The organism is Paenibacillus jepli (genome assembly GCF_047238105.1).
Classification (GTDB): domain Bacteria; phylum Bacillota; class Bacilli; order Paenibacillales; family Paenibacillaceae; genus Paenibacillus_D.
This window is the reverse complement of record NZ_JBDFMD010000001.1, coordinates 2,534,671-2,550,478: the sequence shown is the minus strand read 5'-3', so window position 1 is coordinate 2,550,478 and position 15,808 is coordinate 2,534,671. Positions and strand designations below refer to the sequence as shown.

At 55.1% G+C, this 15,808-nt stretch carries 12 protein-coding genes and 1 riboswitch; of the genes, 11 read left to right on the top strand and 1 reads right to left on the bottom strand.

Going from position 1 to position 15,808, the window contains the following annotated elements; translation table 11 throughout:
- Window positions 1-149 precede the first annotated feature (149 nt).
- The 11 genes from ABC336_RS11170 (at window position 150) to ABC336_RS11120 (ending at window position 14,860) form a co-directional block, all read left to right on the top strand.
- Window positions 150-1,652, top strand: a complete 1,503-nt coding sequence (locus ABC336_RS11170) for an extracellular solute-binding protein (protein ID WP_413242491.1) — start codon at window positions 150-152, stop codon at window positions 1,650-1,652.
- 78 nt (window positions 1,653-1,730) lie between these two features.
- A complete protein-coding gene (locus tag ABC336_RS11165) occupies window positions 1,731-2,654 on the top strand; it encodes an ABC transporter permease (RefSeq protein ID WP_413238740.1) in 924 nt (307 codons plus the stop codon).
- 75 nt (window positions 2,655-2,729) lie between these two features.
- Window positions 2,730-3,605 (top strand): carbohydrate ABC transporter permease, encoded by an 876-nt coding sequence (locus ABC336_RS11160; RefSeq protein WP_413238739.1) that lies wholly within the window; start codon window positions 2,730-2,732, stop codon window positions 3,603-3,605.
- Between the two features lie 141 nt (window positions 3,606-3,746).
- Window positions 3,747-5,519 (top strand): sensor histidine kinase, encoded by a 1,773-nt coding sequence (locus ABC336_RS11155; protein WP_413238738.1) that lies wholly within the window; start codon window positions 3,747-3,749, stop codon window positions 5,517-5,519.
- Entirely contained in the window at window positions 5,519-6,574 is a 1,056-nt protein-coding gene (locus ABC336_RS11150; protein WP_413238737.1) for a response regulator, read from the top strand. Before ABC336_RS11155 ends, ABC336_RS11150 begins: the two co-directional genes overlap by 1 nt.
- A gap of 109 nt (window positions 6,575-6,683) precedes the next feature.
- Window positions 6,684-7,982: an ABC transporter substrate-binding protein gene (locus ABC336_RS11145; RefSeq protein WP_413238736.1), complete on the top strand. Its 1,299-nt coding sequence runs from the start codon at window positions 6,684-6,686 to the stop codon at window positions 7,980-7,982.
- Window positions 7,983-8,053: 71 nt separating this feature from the next.
- The gene (locus ABC336_RS11140) at window positions 8,054-8,938 is read left to right on the top strand and encodes a carbohydrate ABC transporter permease (RefSeq protein WP_413238735.1); all 885 of its coding nucleotides are present in this window, start codon (window positions 8,054-8,056) and stop codon (window positions 8,936-8,938) included.
- Entirely contained in the window at window positions 8,935-9,762 is an 828-nt protein-coding gene (locus tag ABC336_RS11135) for a carbohydrate ABC transporter permease (protein WP_413238734.1), read from the top strand. The genes ABC336_RS11140 and ABC336_RS11135 overlap by 4 nt, the downstream gene beginning before the upstream one ends.
- 2 nt (window positions 9,763-9,764) lie before the next feature.
- A complete protein-coding gene (locus ABC336_RS11130) occupies window positions 9,765-11,765 on the top strand; it encodes a beta-galactosidase (RefSeq protein ID WP_413242490.1) in 2,001 nt (666 codons plus the stop codon).
- A 222-nt stretch (window positions 11,766-11,987) separates the two neighbouring features.
- A complete protein-coding gene (locus ABC336_RS11125; RefSeq protein ID WP_413238733.1) occupies window positions 11,988-12,461 on the top strand; it encodes a hypothetical protein in 474 nt (157 codons plus the stop codon).
- Between the two features lie 92 nt (window positions 12,462-12,553).
- Window positions 12,554-14,860: a helix-turn-helix domain-containing protein gene (locus tag ABC336_RS11120; protein WP_413238732.1), complete on the top strand. Its 2,307-nt coding sequence runs from the start codon at window positions 12,554-12,556 to the stop codon at window positions 14,858-14,860.
- A gap of 78 nt (window positions 14,861-14,938) precedes the next feature.
- Here the strand turns inward: ABC336_RS11120 and ABC336_RS11115 are convergent, their stop codons facing one another.
- Complete coding sequence (locus ABC336_RS11115; RefSeq protein WP_413238731.1) at window positions 14,939-15,370, bottom strand: adenine nucleotide alpha hydrolase family protein; 432 nt, start codon at window positions 15,368-15,370, stop codon at window positions 14,939-14,941.
- A gap of 134 nt (window positions 15,371-15,504) precedes the next feature.
- Window positions 15,505-15,653: riboswitch (cyclic di-AMP (ydaO/yuaA leader) on the bottom strand.
- Window positions 15,654-15,808 lie beyond the last annotated feature (155 nt).

The following is a 15,808-nucleotide window of genomic DNA, read 5'->3' as shown; positions in this document are numbered from 1 at the left end:
AGGGATAATCATTTCATTGGAAATGCAGCTGCAGCAAGGAATACAGCGAAATGAGTATAGCCGACACAGGCAACCAAAGCGTATGCTGACACCGAAAGCGAAAATGACGAAATAGACGAAGGAGTTGAAGATGAGTGAAGCGGACATGGATGATCAGTGCGCTGGCAATGTCTATGATACTGAGCGCATGCAGCAGTGGCAATGATACTGCAGGGGGGACGAACACGCCATCGACAAACGGAGAAGGCAGCTCCGCACCGGAAGCGCCTACCAAGATCAGTTGGGTGACGCCTCTGCACCACGCCGAGGTTCCTGATTCACGAATTGAAGAGCTCATCGAAGAGAAACTTAATGTGGAGCTGGACATTCAGTTCATCCCAGCAGCCACCTGGAGCGACCGAATGAATGCAGCGATGGCTACAGGCAATCTGACGGATATCGTCAATATATCGATGACCGGAGCTAACCGGGAAGCGATTCGCGATGACCAGTTCTGGGAGATCGAGCCCTATCTGGACCAATTCGAAAACCTGAAGAAGCTCAAGCCGGAAATTCTCGATAATACCCGGATCGACGGAAAATTGTATGCGCTTTATCAGGGCAGGCCGTTTTCGCGTCAAGGACTGATCTACCGCAAGGACTGGGCTGACAACCTGGGCTTGTCCGCCCCGGCCAATCTGGATGAGCTGTATGAGATGCTGAAGCAATTCACGGAGAACGACCCGGACGGCAACGGCCAGCAGGATACGTTTGGACTGGCTGATCGCGGGGATCTGGTCTCGGGCGCGTTCAACACGGTAGCCTCCTGGAATGGCGTGCCTAACGAGTGGGGCGAGCAGGATGGTAAGCTGGCTCCTGCATTTATGTTCCCGGAGTATAGGGAGACGATGAATTTCTTCCGGGACCTTCGTGAGAATGGATACATCAATGCCGACTTCCCGGTGACCAGCAAGACCGATCAGCAGAATCTGATCATTAATGGCAGAGCGGGGGCTTACATCGGCTGCATGTGCGATGTTCAGTCGCTCTACACCGGAGCCAGTCAGCTCAATCCGGACGCCGAGCTGGATGTCCACAACCGCGTGGTCGGGCCAAGCGGCGAATTTACCGTCGTCTCCGGGCCGGGCTTCAATCACCCGTATCTGTTCCCCAAGTCCGCGGTACAGACCGAGGAGGAGCTGCTGAAGATCCTCGCCTTCATGGACGGATTGATGGAGCCTGAGATCGCCAATCTGCTGTTCTGGGGCGTCGAGGGGGAGCATTACAATGTCGTGGACGGTTACGCCGTACCGATATCGGACCAAGGCAAGCTGGACAGGGAAGTGAAGCCGTACAATCCGCTGGAAGTCGGAGAACCCGCCACCAGCGGTCGCCTGGAGGGCAAGTTTGACTATGCGCCGGCGCAAAAAGCCGTCGAGCTGTTCGACGACAACGAGCCGCATGTGGTTCAAAATCCGACGCTGACGCTCGATTCGGACACGATGACGCAGCATAAAGAGCGGCTGGCCCAGATTATTACGGATGCGACATATAACTACATCCTGGGCGAGATGGATGAGGCCGGCTTTGATCAAGCGGTGGAACGCTGGAAGTCAGAGGGCGGCAGCCGCATGATCGAAGAGTTCAATGCCGCTTATGACGCCATAAGATAGCAATTGCGGACAGGGCGGCGCCGCTGACCCCGCCGCGGGGGAGAGGCGGCGCTTTCCGCTCCAGGGAGGGCGAGACGGATGAATAAATCGATCGCGGGCAGCAGCTGGATCCGCAACCTGCAACGGAACAAGTGGATCTACCTGATGATCTTGCCAGGGTTGCTGTATATTTTGATTTACAAATATGTTCCCATGTACGGTCTGATCATTTCATTTCAAAATTACCGGCCATATAAAGGGATTCTGGGCAGTGACTGGGTTGGCTTCGAGCATTTTGAACGGCTGTTTGCGTCGCCTGACTTCTGGATGATTTTCTCCAACACGATTATCCTGTTCGGCCTGCAGCTCGTCATTTTCTTCCCGATTCCAATTATTCTGGCGTTGATGCTGAATGAGCTGCGTTCGAATAAGTACAAGCGGGGCATCCAGACGCTGATCTATCTGCCCCACTTCATGTCATGGGTTATCGTCGTCTCCATCAGCTTCGTCATTTTTACGGTGGACGGCGGGATCATCAACGGAGCCTTAGAGAGCCTGGGCTTTCAGAAGATCAATTTTTTGCTGTCGGAGCAGTGGTTCCGGCCGATGTATATCCTGCAGGTCATCTGGCGCGAAGCCGGCTGGGGGACGATCATCTTCCTGGCGGCCATCGCAGGCGTGGACCCTCAGCTGTACGAAGCGGCCAAGATGGACGGAGCGGGCAGGCTGCGGCAGATGATCAGCATTACGCTGCCTTCCATCAAGCCGGTCATCGTCGTGCTGCTCATTTTGAAAATAGGAGACGTCCTGGAACTGGGCTTCGAGCATGTGTATCTGCTGCTTAATGCCACCAACCGGCAGGTGGCGGAGATCTTTGATACGTATGTCTACGTCGCTGGCATATTGCAAGGCCAATTCAGCTACTCCGCCGCTGTCGGCTTCTTTAAAGGCTTCGTGGGACTGGTGCTGGTCATCGGCGCGAACTGGCTGGCCAAAAAATACGGCGAAGAAGGCATCTATTAGGGGCTGTTTCCAAAAAGACGCAGTGGATCTCGAAGCAACGCCGAGAAGCGTTGAAGAGGAGGAGGAGGAGGAAGGATGGTAGGCGACAAATCCTGGGGCAGCCGGCTGTTCGCACTGGTGAACGGCAGTCTGCTGGGGCTGTTCGCGCTTGTTACAGTGCTGCCCTTTATCCATGTCATCGGCAGTTCGTTTGCGACGGCCGGCGAGATCGCCGCGACGCGATTCCTGTTGCTTCCGACGACATTTACACTGGATGCGTACAAATATATATTCTCGACGAATACGGTCATGAGAGCGATGGGGGTATCGGTGTTCGTCACACTGCTGGGCACCTTCTGGAGCATGCTGATCTCCGTCATGACCGCTTACGGATTGTCCCGCAAGGATATCATCGGCCGTCAGGCGATCATGTTTCTATTCGTCTTCACGATGCTGTTCAGCGGCGGCATGATCCCGACGTTCCTGGTCGTCAAGGAGACGGGGCTGCTGGATTCGTACCTGGCCCTGATCGTTCCGGTAACGATCAATGTATTCAATATGATCATCCTGAAGACGTTCTTCCAGGGGCTGCCGGATGGTCTGGAGGAGTCGGCCAGGATCGACGGGTGCAACGACTGGGGGATTCTGTTCCGGATCGTCATCCCATGCTCGATGCCGGCGATTGCGACCATCTCGCTGTTCTACGCGGTGACGTATTGGAATACGTACATGCACGCCATTTTGTACCTGAATGATGCCGCCAAATGGCCGGTGCAGGTGCTGCTGCGGCAGATCGTCATCCTGGCCGGGGGCATGAATTTCGACAACTCGGTGTATACCGACGTGCCGCCGCCCGCACAATCCGTCAAGATGGCTGTCATCGTCGTCGCGACGATGCCCATCCTGCTCGTCTATCCGTTCCTGCAGAAGCATTTTGCCAAAGGCGCGCTGCTAGGCTCGGTCAAGGCTTAGCTGCTCCTATAAGCAAGTTTGCCGCTCTTAGGAGCGGTTTTTGTGTTTTCAAAAATTTGACATGGTGAATGCGCTTTATCGCTGGTATTCTTCTTAATACAACCGCAAGATCAATTGAATCCGACAGGGGAGAGCGATAGGATGCGAGGGTTATTGCGTTATCTGACCGGCTTGCGCAGCAGTATACGCGGCAAATTGATGCTGGTGATGATCCTGGTGGCCTCGGTGCCCGTGGCCGTCGTCACCGGCATGGCGGCTGATACGAACCGCAAGGCCATTGAAGCCGAGGTCGTAGAGTCGAATATGATGAACATGACCTGGACGTCTCTCTATCTGAGCGATCAATTCGTGCAGCTCAATAATCTGATGTACTCCATCATGATCAATCAAAACCTGGGCGATTATCTGAAGTATCTGGACGAAGCGGAGCTGCCCAGCCAATATACCGCTCAACGCAATCTGCTGGAGGGGCTGACAGCGAGTTATTACTCTGCAAATAAAAGCGTCATCGCCATTGAGTTATACCTTCCGGACGCCAAGAAGCGATTCGTCATCAATTCGAACGGCAGCAATATCCTGACCCAGCCGGAGTCGCCGCAGGAGTACACCGAGCTGTTCCAAAGCGGTCAAGCGAGCAGGATTGTGCCGGTGAGCGGACAACCCGATCAATTCAAGCTGATCCGCAGCATCAACCGGTTCGAGACAAGGCAGCCCTATGGCGGAATCGCGTTTACGATCAAGTGGTCTATGCTGGATCAGGCGCTGGAGATGCTGAACCCCGGCTCGCGGCATACGGTGCTGATCGCGGACGGGAGCGGTGAAGTGCTGTACCAGCCGGACAGCCATGAGCTCTCGCAGCGCTTGATCAGCGAAGGGGCGGCGCGGGCAGACGGTCTTGGCTATGGCAGAATCGATGGACATTATGTATTCTATGATCCGGTGGAGCCGAGCGAGCTGGTGCTGCTCAAGCTCATCCCTGACAGCTTTATTAATCAGAGTGCCTGGCAGACGATGAATAACGGTCTCATCATCGGGATGGTTTCCGTCGCGGCTGCGATCTTGTCAGCGATCATCCTCGCCTGGCGGATCGCCAGTCCGATTACCCGCCTGGCTCGTTCGATGCAGGGGATCAATCCGATGAAAGACCATCCGGTTGTGCTGAGCGGCCGGACAGATGAGATCGGTCTGCTGGAGACGAAATTCGCCAACCTAACCAGCCGGATCCGTGAGCATATTAAGAATGAATACAGCATGAAGCTGGAAAAGCAGACTGCTGAGCTGAAGGCGCTGCAGGCCCAGATCAATCCGCATTTTCTTCAAAATACGCTGCAATTGATCGGAAGTACACTATTCAAAAGCACGCCTGCGGAGAGTTACGCAATCATCCGCTCGCTAAGCAGTATGTTCCGCTACATCATCAGGGAGCCTGACGACTTGGCCACTGTGAAGGAGGAGGTGGAGCATCTGAGGCATTACTTGCATATCCAGCAATGGCGTTATGATTCGAGACTGCACAGTTCTCTCGTCGTAGATGATGCGGCGCTGGATTGCCGGATCCCGCGCTTGACGCTCCAGCCGTTGGTGGAAAATGCGTTCCAGCATGGTTTGGAACACCGGGCCGGCGAGTGGTCACTTGAGATCAGGGTCATCTGTTCGGCTCCCGAGGTTCTGATCGAGGTGTGTGACAACGGCATAGGCATGACGGAGGGGAGAAGGACTGAGGTGCTGAACAGGATCGAGACAACCCATGGCCGGATGTGGGTGAGCAGCGGACGGATCGGCCTGTCGAACGTCGCTTCGCGGCTGCGCCTGCATTTTGGAGACGACTATAAACTGACAATCAAGAGCAGACCGGATGAGGGGACGACGGTAGCGTTCCGTATCCCTGCACGGTGCGAGGAGGGGCAGAGCTGATGATGAGCGTCTTGATCGTTGACGACGAGAGATGGAACAGAGACATGATCCGGACTCTGGGAGCCTGGGAGGAGCTGGGCATGGAGATTGTCGGGGAAGCGGAGGACGGACAGTCTGCTTTGAAGCTGGCAGAGGAGCTGCAGCCGAGTATCCTGATTACCGATATGAGGATGCCGGGGACGGACGGCATCTGGCTACTGGAGCAGATCAGGCAGCGGTGTCCGTCGATTCAGATTATCGTCGTCAGCGGATATGACGATTTCAAGTATACCAAGCACGCCGTGCGGCACCAGGCTGTCGAATACCTCCTGAAGCCGATCGATCCCGCAGAGTTGAACGAGACGCTTGGCCGGTGCAAGACGCTGGCAGAGCAATCCCGCAGCGCCGGCCCGTCGCGATTGGCCGCACTTGGCCTGGAGGCGCAGCAATCGCTCTCTAGCTTTAAGCATCTGCTCCGGCTGCATTTCAATAATCTGCATGAGGAGGGGATCCGCGTCGTATGCGCCCGGATGGCGCGGGAGCTGCAGCTAGACGGCACGCAGCATGGAGCGCTGGCGGAGCGGATCCACCATGAGCTGGAGCTGCTGCTGGCGGAGCTGCTGGCAGCCAACGGACTGAAGCCGGAGGAAGAAGCCTTGCAGCGGTATGACACGGTGAAGCAATCGGTGATGGCGATGGCGGACAGATACGGCGCAGCGATGCATCGGGTAGAGCAGGATCGGAAGCTCAAGCATAAGCTCAATCTGGAGGCGGTAAAAGCGTATATCGACCTTCATTTTGCCGAGCCTTTATCGCTGGAACAATTAGCGCGCGTGTTTTTTGTGAGCAAGGAATATCTCAGCAAGCTGTTCAAGCAAAGCTACGGCGTGACCGTGATGGATTATGTGCTGCAGCGCCGGATGGAGCAGGCGAAGGCCTGGCTGGAGCAAGAAGAGCTGTCGATCAAGACGATTGCCGAGATGACCGGCTATGAGGATATGTCTTACTTCTATCGGGTATTCAAAAAGCATTACGGCGTCGCTCCGGGAGAAATGCGCAAGCAGCGCCAGACGTAAATTAACATTGTCCAATCCCATAGGTTAATTCCGTCCAATTAAACGCTTACATGGGCCAGTTATAATGAAAGCGTAAACACAATAACAATCCCTGGGAGGTCTTGCAACGATGAAGAAAAGAGGGAGAGCCCTTGTCGGGCTGATGATGGCGGTCGTCCTGATGGCCGGTTGCGGAAGCAATGGACAAGCGAATCCGAATGCCGGTGAAGGCGGGAGCGGGGAGAAAGCAACGACGGCAACGTTGAAGATGTTTATCGCGCAGCCGCGATTCAAGGAGCAATACGATGCGCATATCGAGAAGTTCAAAGCGAAGGTCAAAGAAGAGAAGAATATCGACCTGAATGTTCAAGTGGAGATGCCCAATCAGGATAACGCGGCTCAAATATTGAAGACGCGGCTGGCGTCCAATGATGCGCCGGACTTGTTCGTGATTCATGCCATCAATGACATCCCGCAATACTCCAGAGCTGGGTATCTGGCCGATCTGTCGGATCAGCCGTTCGCGGACAAGCTGCTGGACAGCGTCAGACCGGCGGTCACCAGCAGCGAGGGTCAAGTCGTGGCGGTGCCGCTGGAGTCGCTCTCCTGGGGCTATCTGTATAACAAACAGATTTTTGAGGAACAGGGGTTGACCCCGCCAGCTACGCTGTCGGAGATGGAGGCGGTCGTCGCCAAGCTGAACGAGCAGAACATCACGCCATTTATCCTCTCATACAAGGAGGCCTGGGTGCCGCAGCTGTTCTTGCCGCTCGTGGTAGGAGCCGCGATCGAGACAGAGGACACTATGAAGGACTTTGTCGAGCGGATGAATGAAGACGACGGCTCCTTCAGCGAGATGAAATCGATGTTCGATATCATCGATCTGGTCAACAACAACGGCACGGATCGGGCGCTGGAGGTCGGTCCGGACGACGGAGCTGCCGCTTTCGCACAGGGTAAAGCCGCGATGTGGGTCCAAGGTCCATGGTATGCCGATACGATCCTCAAGTCCAATCCGGATATCGACTTCGGTGTCGCTGCCCTTCCGGTGAGCGAGAATCCCGATGCGGCGCTCATCAATCTGAGTGTATCGTCCTCGATGGCGATGTACGCGGACACCAAGAATAAAGAGCTGTCGCTCGAATTCCTGAACTTCCTGCTGGACGATCAAGAGTCCAACACTTTGTATGAGGCGTTGAAGTTCAATCCGATCGCTACAGTGCATAGCTTCCAGAGCTATCCTTGGGTGGATGATGCTACGGCTTATGTGCAGGAAGGCAAGTCCTATCAGGATCCGCGGATCCCGCAAGCGGTCAAGGATGAAGTCGGCAAGGCGCTGCAATCGTATGTAGCCGGCCAGATGGACCAGGATGCCGTATTGAAGGCGCTCGACAAGGCGTGGCGGGATTACAACAAAGTCAATAAATAAGAAGCGATGCCGCGGGGCAGCCGGTCTTCATCCGGGTGCCCTCGACACCGGGGCAAAGGAGTGAGGCCGCCATGACTGCAAAAGGCTACAAGAGGCTGCTGTCGCTGGCTGCGTTTGTAATGCCGGCATTTGTATTGTACACCTTGTTCTTGCTGGTACCTACAGTAGGTGGCATGTACTACAGCTTGACGGACTGGAACGGTCTGAACCGCGCTTACGACTTTATCGGCTTGGCCAATTTCGTGGAAGCGCTGCGCGACGATCCGGACTTCGTGCATTCTCTCTTCTTCACGCTGAAGTATGTCATGTTCATGCTGGTGCTGCAAAATGTATTTGCGCTGTTACTGGCGCTATTCATCGAAACCAAGTTCCGCAGCAAAGGCTTCTTCCGCACGCTGCTGTTCATGCCTAATATGATTAGTACGATTATTAGCGCCTTCATGTGGACGTTCGTCTTCTCGCAGGTGTTGCCGCAGCTGGGGGAGCGAGCGGGCTTATCTTTCCTGAATCAATCTTGGCTCGGCGACCCGGGCACCTCGTTCTACAGCATCCTCATCGTCTCGCTGTGGAACGGCGTCGGCTACATGATGATTATCTATCTGGCCGCGCTGCAGGGCGTACCGCAGTCGCTGCGCGAAGCGGCAGTCATTGACGGCGCCAGGCCCTGGCAGGTGCTGCGTCATGTGACGCTGCCGATGATTACCCATGCCATCACGATCTGCCTGTTCCTGACGCTCAACGGCGCCTTCAAGGTGTTCGAGGTGGTCTATGGCTTGACTGGCGGCGGTCCCGGGCGATCCACGCAAGTCATCACGCTTAATATTTACGAAGAGGCATTCTCTAACAACTTCCGGTATGGCTATGCCAGCGCCAAGTCCGTTATCTTGTTTCTCGTCATTCTCATCTTTACGTTTATCCAGATCAGCATCACCAAGCGAAGGGAGGTGGAGGCATGAGAGGCGGACGTGCATCTTCGCTGTTCATCACATTGGCGCTTCTCGCCGCTTCCTTGGTGGCGATCTTCCCGATCTATCTGGCCGTTATCAACTCGTTTAAGACGCAGGGCGAGATGTTTGCCTCCTTTACGGCGCTGCCATCCTCACTGCAGCTGGACAATTACACCGAAGCGTTTGTCCGGCTGTCCATGGTGAGCAGCTTGGCCAACTCTGTCATCGTGTCGGTGCTTGGCATCGGCGGCATCCTGCTCTGCGCCTCCTTGGCAGGCTACAAGCTGTCGCGGACTGCAGGGAAGCTCAGTCAATTTCTCTTCTACCTGTTCGTGGCCTCGATGATGGTGCCGTTCCACTCCATCATGATCCCGCTGACCCGGATGGCCAAGGAGTTGAACGTGCAGGGCTCGATCTACGGTCTGGCGCTGATCTATATCGGACTGGGCGTCAATATGGCAATTTTCCTGTACCACGGCTTTGTCAAAGGTGTACCGAGAGAACTGGAGGAGTCGGCGCATATCGACGGCTGCAATGAATGGCAGACGTTCTTCCGGATTATTTTTCCGCTGCTGCTGCCGATTACGGTGACGATCGCGATCCTGGACTTCCTCTGGATCTGGAACGATTTTCTGCTGCCGCTGCTCATGCTGACCAATGCCGAATCGTATACGCTCATCATCTCCACGAATAAGCTGTTTGGCGAGTACAACACGGAGTGGTCGCTGGTGCTGGCAGCGCTCGTGCTGACGGCCATCCCGGTTGTGCTGATCTTCATGTTCTTCCAGCGTTATATTATGGCCGGTATTACGGAAGGGGCGGTAAAAGGCTGATGCTGAATCAATTGATCTACGGTGTGGCGTACTACGATGAATATATGCCGCATGAACGGCTGCATGAGGATATAGCGATGATGAAGGCGGCGGGCATCAATATGGTGCGGATCGCCGAATCGACCTGGAGCACTCATGAGCCGCAGAATGGCGTCTTCGACTTCTCGTCCGTCGATCGGGTGCTGGACGCCATGCATGAGGCGGGCATCCATGTGATCGTGGGGACACCGACTTATGCGATCCCGACCTGGATGGTCAAGCAGCATCCCGATGTGCTGGCAGTGACCGCCAACGGGCCTGGCAAGTACGGTGCGCGGCAGATCATGGATATCGCTCATCCGGTCTACCTCTACTATGCCGAGCGGATCATCCGGCGGCTGATTGGGCGGGTCAGCCGTCATCCCGCTGTGATCGGCTATCAGGTGGACAATGAGACCAAGCACTACGATACGGCGGGCCCCAATGTGCAGGCGCGATTCGTCCAAGCGATGCGGGAGAAGTATGGAACGACAGACAAGCTGAACCATGCGCTCGGACTGGACTATTGGAGCAACCGGATCAACAGCTGGGAGGATTTTCCTTCGACGGTAGGAACGATCAACGGCAGTCTTGCCGGGGAATTCGCCCGTTTCCAGCGGCAGCTGGTGACCGACTTCCTGGCCTGGCAGGTCGCATTGGTGGGCGAGTACAAGCGGGAGGGGCAGTTCGTCACGCAGAACTTCGACTTCGAGTGGCGCGGCTATTCTTACGGGGTCCAGCCCCGGGTGGATCATTTCAAGGCGGCCCGGGCGATGGACATCGTTGGCGTTGACATCTATCATCCCTCCCAGCATGAGCTGACAGGGACGGAGGTGGCCTTCGGCGGCGATATGGCGCGCTCGCTGAAGCGGAGCAACTATCTCGTGATGGAGACGCAGGCGCAAGCCTTCCCGCACTGGACGCCGTACCCGGGACAGCTGCGGCAGCTTGCCTTCAGTCATCTGGCGTCGGGAGCCAACATGGTAGCCTATTGGCACTGGCATTCGATTCACAATTCCTTCGAGACGTACTGGAAAGGCTTGCTTAGCCATGATTTCCAGCCCAATCCGGTCTATGAGGAAGCGAAGACGGTGGGACGCGATTTTGCCAGGCTCAGCGATCAGCTGATCGACCTGAAGGTTACCAACAAGACCGCGATTATGACCAGCAATGAGTCGCTGACGGCTCTCGAGTGGTTCAAGCTTCCGGATGGCCGGAATTACAATGATGTCGTGCGGGCGATGTACGATCCATTGTACCGCATGAACATCGGCTGCGACTTCATCCCGGTCGACGCATCCGAGGAGCTGTTGTCGGAGTATGCATTGATCGTCGTACCTGCGCTGTATGCGGCTCCGGACGCTACCCTGGAGCGGTTGAACGCCTATACCGCCGGCGGCGGGCATGTCATCTACTCCTTCAAAAGCGGCTTCGCCGACGAGGCGGTGAAGGTGCGTACGGCTGCCCAGCCGGGGCTGATCGCAGAGGCGTGCGGCGTCTCGTATACTCAGTTCGTGAAGCCGCATGAGGTCGGGCTGCGCGGTCCGCTGCTGCCGGATGGCGAGAGGGGCAGCGTCGAGGGCTGGATGGAGCTGCTCACACCGACAACTGCCCAGGTGTTGGCAAGCTATGAGCATCCCCAGTGGGGGACGTATGCGGCAGTCACGCATAACCGGTACGGCAAGGGACAGACCACCTACATCGGCGGCTTTTTGGATGCCCGGTCGATGCAGCACACGCTGCGGCATGCGGTGACAGCAGCCGGGTTATGGGGGATGGATCAAGAGCTGGCTTTCCCACTGATCGTCCGTTCCGGCATGAACCGCGATGGGCGGCAGGTCAGATATTATTTCAACTATTCGGCAGATCCGCAGGAATTCGTCTATCCGCACAGAGCGGCAACCGATGTCCTGTGTGACCGCCGCGTCGAGCAGGGAGATGCCGTGGATTTGCCAGCATGGGGCTTTGCAATTCTGGTGGAGTGACGATAGCGTGAAGTGGACATAGAACGAGGATGGATGGCCTTGCATAAGGTCATCCTCTTTATCGTGTGCAGCCGATCTGATATCGAAGCCGGCCTGGACTGGGGAACTGCAAGAGGTATAGAATAAAAACTGGTGGTGAAAAAAAGGAAAGTCATATGGCGTACCGAATATGACAAACTACACGTCTGTAAATACTACAAGGGTAAGTGAAAGGAGCGTTCAATGAAAGTTAAGCTCGACCCATTAGCTGTAGACAGTAAGGATTTAAGCTGGCTTTGTGTAAAGCCAATGCTTTTAGCAGTTCAGGGGAAGGATCTCGCAACTAAAACCGATATGTATAACCAATTAAGCGAAGGACAAAAAGGACTATATTTGTTTTATTCGTACCATAACCACACAAAAACATTGGAAGAATTCTACTGGTTTTCTGCTTACCATATCAATGAGCTTAAGTCTTGGGATAAGATAAAAAATGGGCTGAAATATTTCAAGGAAATGAATCTGCCCGAGCTATTAGAAGAGATAGAAATGCTTATTGATGATGCGGTAAGTCCAACTGATTTGGAAAACGACAAAAAGTTATCGAAGGATGTAAAAAATCTGTATGAAAAGTACAATCTCTACTCAGAAATATGTATAAATAGATTGAACGAGTGGGTTAAAGCAAACAGGACAGAATTTTTTGGAATCGATTAGCCAATGTCGCCGATCAGATCAACGATCTGCCCGGTTACAGTGGAAGCAAGCGGCAGGAAGCGCCTGGCTGCCAATAAAGGAGGTGGGTTGCCATGCATCGAAAAAGCCTGTTTGTCAAAATGATTTTATTTGGCTGCGTGCTCAGTGTTATTCCAGTTGTGTTCATCGGAGCTTTTTCGTACGTGCAATCCTCCAATCAGGTGCAAACCCGCGTCAGCCAGGGCGAGGTGCAGTTCCTGAGACAGGTCAATTCCAATATCGAGCTCGTCCTGCAGACCATTGAGCATACGATGATCAAGCTGGCGGACACGCAGGTCATGGAAGATGCGCTGTACAATAAGTTGGAAGCGGTTAATTTTCAGCTTTATAATAATCTCCGCAGCGAAATCGTCCATCTGCAGTCCTTTGATACGAAAGTGGAGGAGGTCATCGTATTCAATGAAAGGCAGGATTGGCTGGTCCGCAACTCGGGTATTAAACGGCTCAGCGAATATCCGGACCGGGACACCTTCCTCTCATTTCTGGACATGGAGTATCCGGCATCCTGGACGCTGCTGCAGAAGGGAGATTTCTCGGAGGCGATATCCAGTCACGGCTGCCCGCATCTGATCAGCTTCATGATCAAGCTTCCCAACGTGCCGACGGACAAATACGGCCTCGCGATGGCCAATATCCCTGCCTGCAGTATCGCGGCCATGATCACGGACAGCGAGCAGCCGGGAGAGGTCATCATCTTGAACCAGGAGCAGCAGATCATGGTTCACCGGGACACCTCGCTGATCGGCACCCGGCTGGCTGATCACCCGGTGCTCGCCTCGGATATCAGCTTTGAGGAGGCCGACGGTCAGCTGCAGGTCGAGCATAATAAGGATCTGTATACGCTGACGTACTACAAGTCATCCTTTAACGATTGGGTCTACCTGTCACTCGTCTCTATCGAAGAGCTGACGAAGGAGTCGCGGCAGATCGGTTGGCTGACCTTGATCATCTGCATCGGGCTGATCGGAGCCTCGATGTTCTTCGTCTGGCTGGTGACACGCAATCTGTATTCGCCGCTGAACCGGCTCGTCCAGACGATCGGCGGGCTTCCCTTTGACCGGGGCGGCGAGCCCAAGAGCGAGGTGCAAGTCATCGAGGAGCACATAAAGCAGCTCTTCCGCTCCAACTCCCGGCTCGAGCATGAAGTGCGCAATCATGCCCAGCAGATCAGCTCGCTGTTCCTTTACCGCTGGCTCAGCAGTACGCTGCGGCCTCAGGAGATCGAGGAGAAGCTGGATTACTTCGGATTCGCGGAGCAGGCCGGCCGCTGGAGTACGATGACGGTGCTGGCGATCCAGGTGGATACACTGGACAATACACGGTACGCCGCCAAGGATATCGAGCTGCTGCTGTTTGCTATTATGAATATCGCCGAAGAGGTCATCTCCAAGGAGAACAGGCTGCCCGCCGTCATTATCGACCGGTCGCTCGTGCTGCTGGTCGGTTTTGAAGCGGCGGACCTGCCGCAGGCGGAGGAAGCGGCGGATGGGCTGGCTGGTCGGGTGAAGGAGCTGGTGGCGCAGTATCTGCAGCTGTCCGTCAGCATCGGCATGGGTCTGCCATTCCAGGATATCCGTCTGGCGTCGCGAGCGTACAGCGAAGCGCTGGAGGCGCTGAAGCACCGGATCCGCCTTGGCAAAGGCGTCATCATCCCGTACAGCAGCGTGAACTCGGGCAAGCCGTCGCTGGTCTACGAATATCCCGACCGCACGGAGCATGAGCTGATGGATGCGATTCGAACCGCCAATGAGGCGGAGGCCTTGCAGCAATTGGGCATCTGGATGGAAGAGGCGAAGCAGGGCATCCGGCATCCGGAGGAATACCAGATCTCATTGGTCCGGCTGCTCAACCGTCTGCTCATCGTGGGACAGGAGGCAGGCGTCAGCTTCAGTCAGACAGGCGTGCACAAGGCGTCGGTATATGAAGAGGTGCTGTCGCTTCATGTCAGCGAGGAGATCGAGGACTGGTTCCGGGAGGGGATGATCACGCCGCTGGTCAAGATCTTCGCCGAGCGAAGCGATTCCCAGGACCGCAAGCTGTCCGAGAAGATTATTGATCTGATCAAGCATCATTATGATGCGGAATTTACATTGGAGGATTGCGCCGCCAGGCTGCACTACAATGCCAGCTATCTGAGCAGCGTCTTCAAGAAGGAGACCGGCTCCACCTTCAGCGAGTATCTGGCGCTCTATCGGCTGCAGATGGCCAAGCAATGGCTGACGGAGACGGAGATGACAGTGAAGGAGATTGCCGACCGGCTCAGATACAACAACTCGCATAATTTCATCCGCTCCTTCCGGAAGCAGGAAGGAATGACGCCGGGGCAATACAGGAGCAGCTTCTCGCTGCGGAATAAATAGGAGGCGAGTTGGGAGAAGAGACGGGTGCTGTACAGGGGTGCCATGCGGCAGTGCCCGTCTCTTGCTGCGGGATAACGTTTATACGCCTACACTGGCAGGCGTCAATACGTCATTGCGCTCGACGGAGACGACATGCAGATCGATATCCTCGATCTTCTTGAGCAGCTCATTGACGATGGAGCCTTGCGTAATCTCCTGCCAGCGCGTTTGGCCGCACTGTCCCAGGATCAGCTGGGTGATGCCGTGCTCTTTGGCCGTCTTGGCGATCAGTTCGGTGATTTTCAGATGTTCCGGCTGTTTGACGATCAGCGTTGCGCCCTGCTCCGAGCATTTGGCTTGCCAGGAGGCGATCCGGGGCTGCAGGTCGACCTGGGATTTGCCCGCCGGCGTGACGGCCAGCACATAAAGCGGCGATTCGAGCACCTCTGCCAGCTGGCTTCCGCGGTCGATCAGCCGTTCTCCGTTAGGTCCGCAAGAGATGCATACCATCAGTTTTTCTTCGTTAGTCATTGTCTTCTAGCTCCTTTGTGTAATGTCTGACATGGGATGACGAATCTATAATTACCTGCGCTCCTGGTTTCATCATAAAGAACCCTGGGAGCAGAGAAGTCTGCTCCCAGGGCTCGTTTAAATACGAGTGGGAGTTGCTCTCTCTCAATACGCTTACGAGGTTAGCTGTCGGATTCGGGTTTGAGAGTACCCGTCCTGGAAAGGATTCACCCCTGACAACCGCTTTGGCGGCTATCGATGGTTCCCCCGTTCCCTGCATGCAGGGATTCAGCGTCTTTTCTATGCAATTGGGAATGGAATTAATCTTACTCTTGGCATCTTACTCCTGTTTTCGTGCGTTGTAAAACCCATTTTCGGTGATTTTAAGTCAAAATTCGTTCATTCCGGCCGATGTAAGCGCATTAATCGGTTCAAGCCGTATGCTGACGGGCCAAAATC

What these genes read in the sequence shown, in the direction of transcription:
- ABC336_RS11170 (WP_413242491.1), top strand. Translation starts at nt 150, where the DNA reads ATGATCAGTGCGCTGGCAATGTCTATGATACTGAGCGCATGCAGCAGT.
- ABC336_RS11165 (WP_413238740.1), top strand. Translation starts at nt 1,731, where the DNA reads ATGAATAAATCGATCGCGGGCAGCAGCTGGATCCGCAACCTGCAACGG.
- ABC336_RS11160 (WP_413238739.1), top strand. Translation starts at nt 2,730, where the DNA reads ATGGTAGGCGACAAATCCTGGGGCAGCCGGCTGTTCGCACTGGTGAAC.
- ABC336_RS11155 (WP_413238738.1), top strand. Translation starts at nt 3,747, where the DNA reads ATGCGAGGGTTATTGCGTTATCTGACCGGCTTGCGCAGCAGTATACGC.
- ABC336_RS11150 (WP_413238737.1), top strand. Translation starts at nt 5,519, where the DNA reads ATGATGAGCGTCTTGATCGTTGACGACGAGAGATGGAACAGAGACATG.
- ABC336_RS11145 (WP_413238736.1), top strand. Translation starts at nt 6,684, where the DNA reads ATGAAGAAAAGAGGGAGAGCCCTTGTCGGGCTGATGATGGCGGTCGTC.
- ABC336_RS11140 (WP_413238735.1), top strand. Translation starts at nt 8,054, where the DNA reads ATGACTGCAAAAGGCTACAAGAGGCTGCTGTCGCTGGCTGCGTTTGTA.
- ABC336_RS11135 (WP_413238734.1), top strand. Translation starts at nt 8,935, where the DNA reads ATGAGAGGCGGACGTGCATCTTCGCTGTTCATCACATTGGCGCTTCTC.
- ABC336_RS11125 (WP_413238733.1), top strand. Translation starts at nt 11,988, where the DNA reads ATGAAAGTTAAGCTCGACCCATTAGCTGTAGACAGTAAGGATTTAAGC.
- ABC336_RS11120 (WP_413238732.1), top strand. Translation starts at nt 12,554, where the DNA reads ATGCATCGAAAAAGCCTGTTTGTCAAAATGATTTTATTTGGCTGCGTG.
- ABC336_RS11115 (WP_413238731.1), bottom strand. Translation starts at nt 15,370, where the DNA reads ATGACTAACGAAGAAAAACTGATGGTATGCATCTCTTGCGGACCTAAC.